The 13,574-nt window shown below is 51.2% G+C and carries 13 protein-coding genes and 1 riboswitch; of the genes, 7 read left to right on the top strand and 6 right to left on the bottom strand.

Annotated elements, in window-relative coordinates; genetic code table 11:
* Positions 1–76: 76 nt before the first annotated feature.
* The 3 genes from ACYVIY_RS03345 to ACYVIY_RS03335 all read left to right on the top strand — a co-directional run bounded on the left by ACYVIY_RS03345 (position 77) and on the right by ACYVIY_RS03335 (position 3,059).
* Entirely contained in the window at positions 77–805 is a 729-nt protein-coding gene (locus ACYVIY_RS03345) for a glucosamine-6-phosphate deaminase (protein WP_460974848.1), read from the top strand.
* A gap of 50 nt (positions 806–855) precedes the next feature.
* Positions 856–2,181, top strand: coding sequence for an NCS2 family permease (locus ACYVIY_RS03340; RefSeq protein ID WP_460974847.1), 1,326 nt, complete (start codon positions 856–858; stop codon positions 2,179–2,181).
* A 71-nt stretch (positions 2,182–2,252) separates the two neighbouring features.
* Positions 2,253–3,059 (top strand): 5'-methylthioadenosine/adenosylhomocysteine nucleosidase, encoded by an 807-nt coding sequence (locus ACYVIY_RS03335; RefSeq protein WP_460974846.1) that lies wholly within the window; start codon positions 2,253–2,255, stop codon positions 3,057–3,059.
* Positions 3,060–3,174: 115 nt separating this feature from the next.
* On the opposite strand, the gene ACYVIY_RS03330 is transcribed toward ACYVIY_RS03335, so the two are convergent.
* Together ACYVIY_RS03330 and ACYVIY_RS03325 are read right to left on the bottom strand one after the other, a co-directional pair.
* On the bottom strand, positions 3,175–4,581 hold the full coding sequence (locus tag ACYVIY_RS03330) for a vanadium-dependent haloperoxidase (RefSeq protein WP_460974845.1): 1,407 nt from the start codon (positions 4,579–4,581) through the stop codon (positions 3,175–3,177).
* Positions 4,582–4,884: 303 nt separating this feature from the next.
* The gene (locus ACYVIY_RS03325; RefSeq protein ID WP_460974844.1) at positions 4,885–5,424 is read right to left on the bottom strand and encodes a hypothetical protein; all 540 of its coding nucleotides are present in this window, start codon (positions 5,422–5,424) and stop codon (positions 4,885–4,887) included.
* A gap of 422 nt (positions 5,425–5,846) precedes the next feature.
* On the opposite strand from ACYVIY_RS03325, the gene ACYVIY_RS03320 reads away from it, so the two are divergent.
* From ACYVIY_RS03320 to ACYVIY_RS03310, 3 genes are all read left to right on the top strand, one after another.
* The gene (locus tag ACYVIY_RS03320) at positions 5,847–7,055 is read left to right on the top strand and encodes an amine oxidase (RefSeq protein WP_460974843.1); all 1,209 of its coding nucleotides are present in this window, start codon (positions 5,847–5,849) and stop codon (positions 7,053–7,055) included.
* A gap of 97 nt (positions 7,056–7,152) precedes the next feature.
* Positions 7,153–8,244, top strand: a complete 1,092-nt coding sequence (locus tag ACYVIY_RS03315; RefSeq protein WP_460974842.1) for a lipase family protein — start codon at positions 7,153–7,155, stop codon at positions 8,242–8,244.
* Positions 8,245–8,311: 67 nt separating this feature from the next.
* Positions 8,312–8,740: a hypothetical protein gene (locus ACYVIY_RS03310; protein WP_460974841.1), complete on the top strand. Its 429-nt coding sequence runs from the start codon at positions 8,312–8,314 to the stop codon at positions 8,738–8,740.
* Between the two features lie 24 nt (positions 8,741–8,764).
* Here the strand turns inward: ACYVIY_RS03310 and ACYVIY_RS03305 are convergent, their stop codons facing one another.
* From ACYVIY_RS03305 to ACYVIY_RS03290, 4 genes are all read right to left on the bottom strand, one after another.
* Positions 8,765–9,493 carry an esterase family protein gene (locus ACYVIY_RS03305; RefSeq protein WP_460974840.1) on the bottom strand — a complete coding sequence of 243 codons (729 nt, stop codon included), beginning with the start codon at positions 9,491–9,493 and terminating at the stop codon, positions 8,765–8,767.
* A gap of 74 nt (positions 9,494–9,567) precedes the next feature.
* Positions 9,568–10,176 carry a GDSL-type esterase/lipase family protein gene (locus ACYVIY_RS03300; RefSeq protein ID WP_460974839.1) on the bottom strand — a complete coding sequence of 203 codons (609 nt, stop codon included), beginning with the start codon at positions 10,174–10,176 and terminating at the stop codon, positions 9,568–9,570.
* 21 nt (positions 10,177–10,197) lie between these two features.
* Positions 10,198–11,262: a homoserine O-acetyltransferase family protein gene (locus ACYVIY_RS03295; protein ID WP_460974838.1), complete on the bottom strand. Its 1,065-nt coding sequence runs from the start codon at positions 11,260–11,262 to the stop codon at positions 10,198–10,200.
* A gap of 77 nt (positions 11,263–11,339) precedes the next feature.
* Complete coding sequence (locus ACYVIY_RS03290; protein ID WP_460974837.1) at positions 11,340–12,653, bottom strand: O-acetylhomoserine aminocarboxypropyltransferase/cysteine synthase family protein; 1,314 nt, start codon at positions 12,651–12,653, stop codon at positions 11,340–11,342.
* A 197-nt stretch (positions 12,654–12,850) separates the two neighbouring features.
* Positions 12,851–12,969, bottom strand: a riboswitch (SAM riboswitch).
* 189 nt (positions 12,970–13,158) lie between these two features.
* Here ACYVIY_RS03290 and ACYVIY_RS03285 point away from each other — a divergent pair.
* Positions 13,159–13,485, top strand: a complete 327-nt coding sequence (locus tag ACYVIY_RS03285) for a DciA family protein (protein WP_460974836.1) — start codon at positions 13,159–13,161, stop codon at positions 13,483–13,485.
* Positions 13,486–13,574: the final 89 nt, after the last annotated feature.

The following is a 13,574-nucleotide window of genomic DNA, read 5'->3' as shown; positions in this document are numbered from 1 at the left end:
TAGTCATTTCAATAATAAACGATTAATGACATGGACTAACAACCAATGACTGCATGATGACAATAAATGACCGATTATGACCCTGCAAACCTTTCCTGACCACGACGCCCTTTCTCAACATACCGCAGAACATATCGCGGCTCTTATTAATCAAAAACCGAATGCCCTGCTTTGTCTGGCCTCCGGCGACACCCCTATCGAGACGTACCACCGCTTTGTAGCTTTAGCTAAAGACGGACGCGTCGACGTAAGTCAATGCACCTTCGTTGGGCTGGATGAGTGGGTAGGTTTTGGACCAGACGATTATGGCAGTTGTTCGTATTATGTCTTTCGTGACTTGTTCACACCGCTCGAACTACGCCCGGATCAGATTCATACGTTCAACGCTAAGGCAACCGATCTTGCTGCGGAATGCGCTCGCATTGACGCGGTTATCGATGCGCATGGTGGACTTGATCTCCTGCTGGTTGGTATGGGTATGAATGGCCACATTGCCCTTAATGAGCCGGGTACGTCCTGGACACTCGGTTGTCATGTAGTTGAATTGGCCGAAAGCACAAAGACCGTCGGACAGAAATACTTTACGACCGATACGACTTTAACTCAGGGAATCACCGTTGGCCTTCGCCATTTGACTCAAGCCCGGGAAGTGGTTCTGCTGGTGAGCGGCTCGAAGAAAGCGCCCATGCTGGCCGAAGCCTTAACTGGATCTGTGACCGAGCAGGTACCGGCCAGCATCATGCAAACGCATACAAACGCACAGGTTTGGATCGATGAAGCTGCGGGAAGTCAACTTAGTCAGTAGTTGGCATTCAACGTCATTTCTCGTATGTTCCGCAAATACACCCTGTGACGATGAACGACCAATCAATGACCGCCAGGAAAACATCGACACGTACTGAAGTTCTGGCCGGGGTATCGACCTTTCTGGCAACGATGTATATCATCGTTGTTAATCCATCCATTCTGAGTCAGGCTGGTTTGCCGTTCAGTGGCGTTCTGACCGCAACGATTCTTTTATCATTTTTTTGCAGCCTCATGATGGGGTTGTATGCCCGCAACCCGATTGTCGTGGCACCCGGTATGGGTATGAATGCCTTTTTCACGTTCACCGCGGTAAAGGGCATGGGTTTGCGGCCCGAAGTTGCCTTGGGAGCGGTGTTCTGGGCGGGCGTGTTATTCCTGCTTTTATCGATCGGCAATATTCGTTCGTCCATCGTACGCGCCATTCCATCTCCTTTACGTTTCGCTGTTTCGGCCGGGATTGGTCTGTTCATTACGCTGATTGGCTTCGAGAACGCCAAATTCATTGTCGCCAATCCGGCAACGCTGGTTGGCATCGCCCGCTTCAACGATCCGGTTGTGCTGACGTTTGTGTTCGGATTGTTGTTGACCAGCATTCTGGTCGTGCGCGATGTACCAGGCGCCATTATCATTGGCATCGTCGTAACAACCTTAGCCGCCTGGCCGATCGGTCGTTTCTGGGGCGACGCGTCCGCCATAAATTTTGGGCAGAAGACCTTAGTTAATTTTCAGGGCATCTGGGCCACTCCCGATTTCAGCCTGCTCGGACGTCTCGATCTAGCAGGATCATTGACGTGGGCACTCTGGCCAGTCATTTTTGCGTTTGCCTTTACCGACCTTTTCGACAGCGTATCTACGTTTGTCGGCGTGGCCGAAGCGGGTAATCTTCACGATCCCGATGGGCAACCCCGCAACCTGAACCGCGCGATGCTAACAGATGCCTTGGCCACCACCCTCGCGGGTATTCTGGGCACGAGTCCGGGAACAGCCTACATCGAATCAGCGGTGGGTATTGCGCAGGGTGGACGTACTGGCCTTACGGCGGTAGTCGCGGGCTGTTGTTTTTTGCCGTTTTTGTTTCTATCTCCTTTGCTCTCGGTGATTCCCTCCATTGCGACGGCTCCCGCGCTGGTGCTGGTTGGTGCATTCATGATGAAACCCATTACCCGCATCAATTGGAACAAGTTAGACGATGCTTTACCAGCATTTCTGGCCTTAGTACTGATTCCATTCAGCTACTCCATCACACAAGGGCTGATCTGGGGTTTTCTGTCCTGGACGGTGATAAAAGTTGCCGTTGGCAAAGGCCGGGACGTATCGCCGGGCTTGTGGGTCGTTGACGCGTTCTGTTTGCTGGCCCTCACCGCTGGCCATTAAACCGGCCAGTTCAGATCAGTAGGCCAGCCGTTCACCACAGGAATACCAAAATCATGTGAGATATTTGTGAGATGAAATATGCTCTGCTTTCGCTGTTACTCACCGTTCAGGTCGGTTTAGCCCAGGATTACAAGCCGCAGCCCATTACAGCGCTGCTTGGCGCCTTTGACGAAGAAGTTAAGCTGGTTCAGCAGTCGCTCAAAGATCCCGTTACGAAGACGATAAACGGCCTGACCTTTACCAGCGGGCAGATTGGCAACCACCGGGTAGTTGTCGCCGAGACAGGTATTGGCAAAACCAATGCAGCCATGACCACGGCGTTCATGCTCGCTTATTTTCAGCCTGAACGGGTGATCTTCACGGGTATTGCCGGGGGCGTAAACCCCGATCTCCAGCCGGGCGATATTGTCGTGGCGAAGCAGACTGGCTACCATGATTACCACAGCGTTACGTTCGATCAGAAGCCAACCATTCAAACGCGGGACGCGATCAGCAAACAGATGAATCCAGCTTACTTCCCGGCCGATTCAGTGTTGCTTCAAAAAGCGTTGGTAGCCGTAAAGAAAACCGATTTTGAGCGGATTCCGGTTACGTCCCGTCCCCCATCGATCATCACGGGTACAGTTGTTACAGGCGATGAATTCGTTAATTCCGAAGCCCGTGTCGCTCAGCTACGTACCGACCACAAAGCCGATGCTACCGAGATGGAGGGAGCCGCTGTAGCTCAAGTTTGTTACCAGCTGCGTGTGCCCTGCGTCGTGATTCGCAGTTTAAGCGACAAAGCGAACGGCAACGCCCGGCAGGACATGCTCACATTTTATAAGATTGCCGCCCGTAACTCGGCTAAGCTGGTGCTGGCCATTGTGAATAGTTTATAGCACGAGTCACTGGCCTTGTCTCTGGTAGCATACGTACTAAGGTGAACCATTTTCTTTTTGTACCGGCGGGTAGTTACCCGTCGGTACAAAAGCTCATTACCCTATAATGTAGTCCTCATTTCTTCCAGTTCAATTGGTTGACCCGGCGCCCGATTGCATACCCCATACGTAGTCCTTCGTCACAATCCATGCGGTAATGAACACCCAGCGAAATGCGTGAATACGCGTTTTCGGTGGCCATTTCATAGAAGTTATTAAATGATCGGGGTTTTCCATTGAATTCCGTTCGACCTTCGTGGCACCGGTCGGTCATGGGATAATTAGCGCCGTAGATGTCGGTAAGCACCTCCGCAGCCACAGCCCCAAAACAGGAGTGTCCCGATGGATACGACGGAAAAGGTGGCGTCAGTCCGTTCAGTTCTGCGATCGGGTTGTTTAGTCGGGGATGCCAACGTTGATTGATCGCCTTTTGAATGAACGCAATTGGCCGCTCGACGTTGTAAATGTATTTAGAGTTCCAGCAGGCTACCCCAATATCGCTTAACCCAATCCCAACTTTAGCATACGTATAGGCTGCTTTCTGTAGAGAGACCTTTTCTTGTTTAATAACCTGCTGCGCAATGGCCAGCCAACGCCCGGCTGGCTCGAACGTCAGTTTATAAATATCGTCGCTCCAGAACTCAGCAATCCATTGCTGCTCGTAGCTCAGGGGCGATGTGATATTGTAAATCTCTAACCCCTGCGCGAAAAATGGTGTGATTACCGCTGTGCCGTAGGGTAAAGGCGCTTTGGCCACTTTATCTGATTCGGTAGCGACGAAGGTGCGGACTTTGCCCCAGTAAGGCAGCAACGCACGCATAAAATCGGGAGCCGTGGGTTGCCATTTCCCGGTACCTGTTGGCGGTACGTAATCGGTCGGGTTATTGCGCAGGAAGGCTTCGTGCCCCGCGGCATCTGTCTTCGAATACGCAAATACAGCCTGGGCCATCGCTTTGCCAAATGCCTTCGAGCGCTTGAGTACGTCGGCATCACCAGTCGTAACGTCTAACTTCTTGTACAAAGCATCAATCCGTGCTTTATCCGCGTCGACTACGTGCGGAAAGAAGTTTTTCATCATTACGTAATAGGTTTCGTTAACCGCTACGTCCCAACGATAGGCTTTGCCAGCCTCCGGCTTAGGCACAGTTAACCCTTTAAAGCGCGATGCCACCGATTGGTATTCCGTTGAAGCCGGGATAACGGTTTCGTAGGCGGCCAGGCCAATATAACCCAGCGCCCGGGCGGCCACGGGCGGACGGTATCCGGGCGCATAACGCTCCACCTCTAAGAATAGGTCCATCCACTGAACGGCCACCGCTGCATCGACACTATCGCCTGTATTAGAAGGCGTTACGTCGCGGTCTTTATCAGACTGACAAGCTGCAACGAGCCCAACGAACGTAACAAAAAAGATCTTGCGGAACAGGCCACCAATTGACCAATACCCGTTGACAACCTTGTTCAAGGAAGTAGTAGTGAGCATAAACTAACATGTTAAAAGTTGATGATAGTAACCAACACAGGTATGTGTGAGTACCTCCCCTGAATAGCGGGAGATGTAGTTACAACGCATGACTGCCCGCCGACGAACGGAGCAGCCCGTTCCATGTTCCAGCTGGTGAATAGCCAATCGACTAAGGGCTTATGGGAACATGAAACGAGTGGATGAATTGGTGTGCCTACCGATGAATACGTATCCCTAAACGGGTATGACTACCCGACGGTACAAGTGATACCGCGTGGCCAGGTATTTAGTCTAACGTTACGTAGACGCACAAAAGAGACCTCAGCATTGAGGTGGAGGAGAATAAACGGGCAGAGCGCGCTGCAGCAGCCTAACTGACGTATCAGGTATACGAACTGCATCGAGCCGCACAGCAGGCATGAACTGGAATGCAGTTCGTGCGGTAGATGAATACTCTTTAAGCAGAAACTTCAAGAATTGATTGGCCTTTTTGTCTGGATCGGTAGCTCCGGCAACATGATGGTTTATGAACGATAGTAGATCTTCGTCCCAAAACGAACGATTCCCCAACTCCAGAGCGGCAATGTGAAGCCCATTGCCCTGAATTTCCAGGCTAACGACATTGTAGTGACGGCCTTTATACACAAACCCATCATTGGTTGTCCGAGTTAGTTCAATGGCATCGGCGGTACCGGCCAATGGAATTTCGAACTCCACTAAACTATCAACCGACCGATACACCAACAGCCGCTCCGAAAGATCATGCTCCGCCTGCCACCATGAACCGACAAACACGAGCACATACGCCAGTGTGTGGTAAAGCAGTAAGGCAAACAGACCGATAGAAACAACTTTTTTCATCAACCCAGTAACTTCATCCAAATGAACTTCTGGGATGGATCACAACAATTTTTGAGCCAGCCGACAAGAGTAAAGGCTCGCGTAAACTATGGGATTCTATTTATCGAGTTAGCAGCTCAATCTGGCTCAATTAACCGGAAGAGGAGCCTCTATTGACCCACGCGCAAAATTGTTGCCAAATACATTATCTACTGTTGTAATAAACCGCTAATCTGTACTTCACAGCTCGCTCTGTTCATCGGGTTAGTTAAATAATCGGGCAACGTAACGCAATTTACGAAACGTCATTTTCAGCTTTGGCAGCTCGTTTTCGAGTTTAATTCGTCAACACTTGTCCCCTTGCCTAACAAAAGCCGTTGGTCTTTGACGACCGGCGGCTTTTTTATGAACTTTGAGATCACACAAGCCCAATAGACTAACTGATGCCTCTCGATACATCCTCTTCATTTACTAATCCTTTTCAATCGTTTTGGTGGGCAGGCTATGAATGCACAGACCAACTCAACTGTTTTGGAAACCGCGTCGATTTTTTACCCTTAACGGGTCATCTGCAACGTTTGGAAAGCGATTACCAGGATTTGAGCCCGTTTACCATACGTACTGTGCGCGAAGGTGTTCGCTGGAGTCAGGTCGAAAAAACGCCCTACCGATACGATTGGAGCGTTGTCGAACAAATGCTCCAGGAAGGTCATCGGCAGGGTATTCAGCAGGTTTGGGATCTGTGTCACTTCGGCTACCCCGACGACCTCACTCCGCTCCACCCGATGTTTGCCCGGCGATTTGCTGCTTTTGCGCAGGCGTTCGTGCAGTTTTACCGCAGCCGCTACCCCGACGATGAACTGATCGTCACCCCCATTAACGAGGTGAGTTTCATGTCGTGGTTAGGGGGCGAAGCGCGGGGCACCTCGCCTTACTGCGTTGGCCAGGGATGGGAAGTGAAATATGGGCTGATGCGTGCCTATATCGAAGGCGTTGCAGCCATGCGCGAACTGGACCCCAGCATACGTATCCTCACTACTGAGCCGCTTGTGCAGATCGTGCCGCCTTTAAATGCGACCGAAGAGGAGATTCAGAAAGCGGCTGAAGAAGATGAATACCAGTTTCAGGCCGTTGACATGCTGGCGGGCCGTATGTGCCTGGAGTTGGGTGGCTCGCCGGATTATCTGGATATTCTCGGTTTTAATTATTACTACAATAACCAGTGGCTGCTGGGTCTGGGCAGCTTTCTGCCTTGGAACGATACGCCCCCCGACCCGCGCTGGATCTTGCCCAGAAACCTGCTCATCAAAGCCTACAAGCGCTATGATCGCCCGATTGCCTTAACCGAAACCAGTCACCCCGGTATTGATCGGCCAGTCTGGATCGACATGATCGGCCGCGAATGTGCGGCCGTTATCGAAGCGGGGATTCCGCTTTGGGGCGTGTGTTTATACCCCATCATCGACCGTCCGGACTGGGATCACCTTGATCACTGGCACCGGGCGGGCTTATGGGATGCCGACCTGACCGTTGAACAGCCTACCCGCGTGTTGCATCAGCCCTACGCGGATGCTTTGCTAAAGGCGCATGAAACGGTACGTAACGCCCTGACCAGGGTTGAGCAACCAGCAGAAAAGCTGATTGTGCTTTAATGGCTCGGCAAACAGTTAATTAATTGATCGTAACGGAAAAGTGGTAACTTGGTGCAGCGTCGTGTACCAGGTTACTTCACGTTTAAACGGGCTGTTGATGAAACTGCGACTACTAAGTTACTACGTTGTTGTGAGTCTTCTTTACGGAACGAGCGGCTTCAGCCAAAGGCTGAAACCCGGCTTTGATAAGACCGAATACATTGAGCTTTTAAAGGTCTCGGCGCAGTTTGGCGACTCTACGTATGTTAAAGCATTTCCGGCTCCTCAGCAGTTTAAACTTGCCTACCGATCACCCATTATTGGCTTAGACAACCGTTGGGATTTATGGACCGATAACCAGGGGAAAGCCGTATTCAGCCTGCGGGGCACAACGGCCAATAGCGTGAGCTGGCTCGCCAATTTTTACGCGGCAATGGTTCCCGCAAAAGGTGAACTTCAGCTCGATAGTACGCAAAAATTCACCTACGAACTGGCTTCGAACCCCAGGGCGGCTGTACACGTCGGCTGGCTGATTAGTACCGCTTTTTTAGCGCGCGATATATTACCCAGGCTTGATTCCTGCTATCGGCGCGGCATAAAAGACATGATCATCATGGGACATAGCCAGGGTGGAGCTATTGCCTTCCTCTTAACGGCCTACCTCAGAAATCTGCAGCAACAGGCTCGGGTTCCGGCCGACATTCAGTTCAAAACGTACTGCAGCGCGGGACCAAAGCCGGGAAACCTGTATTTCGCTTACGAGTACGAGGCCGCTACTCAAAACGGCTGGGCGTACAACGTCGTCAACTCCGCCGACTGGGTTCCTGAGGTACCGATCTCGATTCAGACGATCAACGATTTCAATACCACCAATCCGTTCAAAGGCGCTCCTGCTTTAATTAAGAAACAGAACCTGCCGCAACGTATCGTTCTCAGGCACGTTTACAACAGTTTGAGCAAACCGGCCCTGAAAGCGCAGAAAAACTATCAGAAATACCTGGGTAGAGTGGCTTCCAATACGGTAAAGAAAAATCTGACGGGTTACCTGCCACCTGAATACTACAACAGCAATGATTACGTCCGAACTGGTAACACGATCGTTCTTCTGGCTGATACCGATTACTTTAAACAATACCCCGACAGTAAAGAAAAAATCTTTACCCACCATTTTCATCCCCCCTACCTGTATCTGGCGAATAAGCTGCCTTAGTTATGCAGGGTAGCTCCAACCTTTCTATAAATCAGCGGGTCACTGGAAAAACGTACTAGATATAATCATGAATTACGTGCTTACTTGCCTGCTGCTGATCGGGTTAGGCTTATCTGGTTGTCGGGATAATAGTCCTGATTTAGTGAAAACTATTGATCTGAGATCATTCCGGCTTCAAACGCCCGCGGATTGGGAAGAAATCCCTGGAGCAGGAATTGACTCGCAGGTGGGTCGACTGACGAACGGTCGCGACGAACTAACGTACGATTACGGCTGGTACTCGTATAATTTCAGGAATGAGATGCCCCCTGACTATATTCGGACGAACACCACCATCGATGGACAGGCTGCGTTGGTCGTTCGACCGAAACAGCCAGGCAAAGGGATAATCGGCGTCTACATCCAGACAAATACCCAAAACAAGTTGGTCCTGAGCGGCAGGAATATTAAGGACGAAGAAACTGTACTTAAAATGTTTGAATCGATTCGGTTTTAAGCCAATCCAATGCCGGATAGTAAGCTACAGATACAGCGGCACCATCTTCTGCCAGTCGTCGGCGCGGTGAGCGCGTCCGTTCCAGATGTGTAGCTCATGCGGAATTTGCTTTGCCCAAAGAGCCTCACTAAGCGAAAGATTACTGTTTAAAAAAGGATCTTCAGTACCGATGGTCATAATGATCTGCATCCGACGCAACTGAACCAGTACATCCTCATCGTTGAGATTGGGCAGAAAATGATTGGGGCTGTTGTAATAGATTTCGTCGTCGTAATAGTCGTCGAACAGGCCGCGAAATTCCGCTACGGGTTCCGACAGATCATACCGACCGCTTAAGGCAACTACTTTCCCAAACCACTGCGGGTGCCGAAACGCAATATTTACGGCATGATACGCTCCCAAACTGCACCCGTGCGCAATCATGAAAGGCTGGGGGTTTTTCAGCCGCGACAGGGGTAGGACTTCGTGTAAGATGTACTGCTCGTATTGACCATGCCGCCGGATGCGGTCCTGCGGAGGAGCGTATTTGTTGTACACGCTTTCCTGATCGACACTATCAACGCAGTAGAGCTGTAGCCATCCATTCTCTAACTGCTGCGAGAGCGCCTTCACTAACCCAAAATCTTCGTAATCGTAAAATCGCCCTTTGCGGGTTGGGAAAACGAGTACGCGCGCTCCGGCATGACCAAAAATGAGTAACTCCATGTCTCGGTCTAAATTGGGACTGAACCATTTATGATACTCACGATGCATAGTGTCGGCCGTAGATTAAGGCGAAGTTCCGGTATTTGGGTTAAACAAAGCGTCTTCGTTCCATGAAGAAACTGTTAAAAACCAGCGTAGTTTTCTAACAGCACCCGTTGCCAGACCTCATAACCTGACGAATTCAGGTGTAAACCATCAGCTTCAAACAATTCCCGGCGTGGTCGGCCATCGGGGCCCAGCAACGGCGAAGTCGTGTCAATTACCTGCCAGTCGGCATACCGATTAATCTCCTGAGTGATCATATTGTTCGCCTGGATTATGTCTTTGGCCAGGTTCCAGCGAGACGGGCTAACCTTGATCGTCATATAGGCCAGAGGCACACCCGGTAACAGACGACGTACCTTTTCGGCGAAGGCGCAGAAAAATAAATACACTTCCTCCGGATGCCGTCCGTCACCCAGGTCATTGTCACCGGCGTAGAACGCGATGGACTTCGGGGCGGCCGGGATGAGCAGACGCTCACAAAACCAGGCGCAGGCGGCCAGCGTTGAGCCGCCAAAGCCGAGATTTAAGGGGGTTATCTGCGGAAAATCGGTTGCTAACGTAGTCCAGAGTCGCATGGATGAGCTGCCATAAAATACAACGGGACCTTCTGCCGGGAGCTGTTGATTACGTACTAATGACTGAACGTTTGCCTCTAGCTTTCGGACTTCTTCTTCGTACCAAATCATAGGTTGAATTCAAACATTAATCTACTGCGTGTCTCTAGCGGTTTCAACCGTTTTTTTCGGTTCCTGTACGGCAGCCGCCATCCACTTTCGCAGAATACTAGCTAATGGCCGGAATTCAATCAAAAATCCGTCGTGGCCATATAGCGAATCAATTTCTTCGTAGGCCGCATCGGGAATGTGTCGGGCCAGAAATTGCTGTTCAGAGGGAGGGAATAAAAGATCAGATCGAATGCCAACAACGAGTGTGCGGGCTCGTATTTGTCCCAGTGCATTGAGAATGCTTCCGCGGTTACGCCCCACGTTATGTGAATCCATTACCTTCGAGAGCGTCCAGTACGTAAAGGCGTTGAAGCGGTCGGCTAATTTATCACCCTGATAGCGCTGATAGCCCGCGGCTTTGTAGCCATCCAGTTGCTCATTGTTATCAAGGGCCTGTGTAAATCCATACGTATCGTAATTCCGGTACGAGATCATGGCCATAGCCCGGGCCGCTTTCATGCCTGATACCCCGGCATCGTCGCGCTGTTCTTTCCAGGTCGGATCGGCTTCGATGGCCATGCGTTGTGCTTCGTTAAATGCAATGCACCAGGGTGAGGCTACGGCACTCATGGCAATTAAGACCAGATTTTTGATCAGATTGGGCTGCATAATCGCCCATTCGAGCGCCTGCTCCCCCCCCACCGACCCACCGATGCAGGTTTGAATGGTTTCAATGCCGAGTTCCTGACGTAACAGATCCAGCGCCCCCACCATATCCCGGATGGTTAAGACAGGGAAACTATGGTAATACGGCTGCCCCGTGGCTGGATTTACCGACAAAGGTCCGGTAGAACCATAGCAGGAACCGAGTACGTTTGCACAAACGATGAAGTGTTCAGCCGGATCGAGATACTTACCCGGTCCAACCATACCGCCCCACCAGTCGCCCGCGTCGGCAGTACCGGTTAAGGCATGACAAACCCACACGACGTTCGACCCATCGTCGTTCAACGTACCCCGCGTGGTGTAAGCCAGCCGAAACCCAGACAGCGTTTCACCGGATTCCAGCGGAAACGAGTATTTATAATCGAAATATTGGAGGTCCAATGCAAAAAGGTTTACGAAAGGTGGTTTACGAGTTGTAGCGGAGTTCCCAGCCTTAATCCGTAAACCACCCCTCAGCACTACGTTAATACCGGCTCGGCAATCTTGGCAAACGCCTGTTCCAGATCAGCTTTAATGTCGTCGATGTGTTCGATACCCGCCGAGATACGTAACAAACCGGGTTCTACGCCAGCCGTCGACTGCTCCTGCTCACTCAGTTGCTGGTGCGTGGTCGAAGCTGGGTGGATAATCAGCGTTTTCGAGTCGCCAACGTTCGCCAGGTGACTAATCAGCTTCAGGCTGTTCACGAACTGATCGGCCGCTTCTTTGCCGCCTTTCACTTTAAAGGTAAAAACACCCCCAAAGCCGCGTTTGAGGTATTTCTTGGCCAGTTCGTGGTACGGGCTTCTTGCCAGACCCGGATAATTCACCACCTCAACCTGCTCGTGCGATTCGAGCCACTCAGCCAGCGCCTGCGCATTTTGCACCGTCCGGTCGACACGTAGCGAAAGTGTTTCCAGACCTTGTAGCAGCAGGAACGAGTTGAATGGGCTGATTGCTGGCCCCCAGTCACGCAGGCCTTCGACCCGGGCGCGGATAATGAACTGGATATTGCCGAACGGACCGCCGACACCGAACACATCGCTGAACACCATGCCGTGATAGCCTTCCGATGGTTCGCTGAACTGCGGGAATTTACCGTTCCCCCAGTTGTAGTTGCCACTGTCGACGATAACCCCGCCGATGCTGGTGCCGTGGCCACCGATCCACTTCGTTGCCGACTCAACAACCACAGCCGCTCCGTGCTCGATCGGCCGGAACAGATACCCACCCGCGCCGAACGTATTGTCGACAATGAGGGGCAGATCATGTTCTTTGGCAATGGCCGCTATGGCATCAAAATCGGGGATGTTGAAACCAGGGTTACCGATCGTTTCAAGGTAGATTGCCTTGGTCTTCTCGTCGATCAAGCGGGCGAATGATTCCGGCTTGTCGCCATCGGCAAAACGGACATCGACGCCTAACCGCTTGAACGACACTTTGAACTGATTATACGTACCGCCGTACAGGAACGACGTCGAAATAAAGTTGTCGCCGGCCGCTAAAATGTTGTTCAGGGCAATGAACTGAGCCGCCTGCCCCGACGCTACGGCTAAAGCCGCTACCCCACCTTCGAGCGCAGCAATCCGCTTCTCAAACACATCGGATGTGGGGTTCATGATGCGGGTATAGATATTCCCGAACGCTTTAAGCGCAAATAGGTCGGCTCCGTGCGCCGAATCGTTAAATACGTACGAGGTAGTCTGGTAAATAGGTACGGCCCGTGAGTTGGTCGTTGGGTCGGCTTCCTGACCAGCGTGTAGCTGTAAGGTATCGAAATGCAGTTGAGACATGGTTTTGTTGGTTATAATTCACAAAAAAATGGTAGGCTGGGTAAGGCTGATCACAGATGAAGGTCAGCGGAACGATGCAGCGACAAACCGCAACATAGGCGCACACGACACCTCTCCCGGTATACGTAGCGAAGTCTGGAAGTGCTTAGTAGGCCCCTGAGGGCATACAGCGTCGATTGTAGAGCATGTGAGTTTTCGATTTATAGTCCCTAACGATCCGCCGAAACGGTTGCTTTAGGCAGGAGTTAGCACCTTGCCATGTGGTAGGTTGCCAGCGGTTCACAGAGCCTGATCTCTCCCCGCTTCTTTATAAATCAACGCGCACCGAAGATAAGAAAAGCGGTGCGTAGCAATTGACTTGATGCCGCAAGTATACTAGTCAAACGGGGCGATTCCAAACGCAGCGGGGTTTTTCTATCGGCCACCTTATTTTTTCGCTTAATGCCACAGTAGGCCTTTGTTTAGTTCGATCGTTGCTTATTTTTGTGCTAAGACTGCCGTACCGATGAGCCACACATACCGATACAATCGCGACAATGCCACCCGAATGGCGGGAACCACCACCTTAAAGGACGCGATCGGGCAACTCTTAAAAACGTACCAACTGCAAACGCGCTTTAACGAAACCTACCTCGAAGCATTCTGGGGCCGAATGATGGGACCAGCCATTGCCTCCCGGACAAACCGGCTTTACGTACGCGATCGGAAGCTGCATATCGAAATTGCATCCGCTCCACTACGTAACGAACTGGTCAACGCCAAGCAGAAACTTATCCAGTTGGTGAACAAGGACATGGGCTCCGACGTAATCGACGATGTTATTTTTATCTAGCCTTCCTGTCTTCAGGTAAATCAATATTTTTACATCCATTTACTAAGCCAGCACCTTTATTGAAGGGCTGGCTTTTCTGCTATTGCAGC

This window comes from Spirosoma knui, assembly GCF_054780635.1.
The sequence above is the reverse complement of the archived record's forward strand: the minus strand, read 5'-3'. Positions and strand labels throughout refer to the sequence as shown.

Bases quoted from the DNA above. Each gene is read 5' to 3' on its own strand.
- ACYVIY_RS03325 (WP_460974844.1), bottom strand. From the start codon at position 5,424: ATGAAAAAAGTTGTTTCTATCGGTCTGTTTGCCTTACTGCTTTACCAC.
- ACYVIY_RS03335 (WP_460974846.1), top strand. From the start codon at position 2,253: ATGAAATATGCTCTGCTTTCGCTGTTACTCACCGTTCAGGTCGGTTTA.
- ACYVIY_RS03330 (WP_460974845.1), bottom strand. From the start codon at position 4,581: ATGCTCACTACTACTTCCTTGAACAAGGTTGTCAACGGGTATTGGTCA.
- ACYVIY_RS03320 (WP_460974843.1), top strand. From the start codon at position 5,847: ATGCCTCTCGATACATCCTCTTCATTTACTAATCCTTTTCAATCGTTT.
- ACYVIY_RS03285 (WP_460974836.1), top strand. From the start codon at position 13,159: ATGAGCCACACATACCGATACAATCGCGACAATGCCACCCGAATGGCG.
- ACYVIY_RS03315 (WP_460974842.1), top strand. From the start codon at position 7,153: ATGAAACTGCGACTACTAAGTTACTACGTTGTTGTGAGTCTTCTTTAC.
- ACYVIY_RS03305 (WP_460974840.1), bottom strand. From the start codon at position 9,493: ATGCATCGTGAGTATCATAAATGGTTCAGTCCCAATTTAGACCGAGAC.
- ACYVIY_RS03310 (WP_460974841.1), top strand. From the start codon at position 8,312: ATGAATTACGTGCTTACTTGCCTGCTGCTGATCGGGTTAGGCTTATCT.
- ACYVIY_RS03290 (WP_460974837.1), bottom strand. From the start codon at position 12,653: ATGTCTCAACTGCATTTCGATACCTTACAGCTACACGCTGGTCAGGAA.
- ACYVIY_RS03300 (WP_460974839.1), bottom strand. From the start codon at position 10,176: ATGATTTGGTACGAAGAAGAAGTCCGAAAGCTAGAGGCAAACGTTCAG.
- ACYVIY_RS03345 (WP_460974848.1), top strand. From the start codon at position 77: ATGACCCTGCAAACCTTTCCTGACCACGACGCCCTTTCTCAACATACC.
- ACYVIY_RS03340 (WP_460974847.1), top strand. From the start codon at position 856: ATGAACGACCAATCAATGACCGCCAGGAAAACATCGACACGTACTGAA.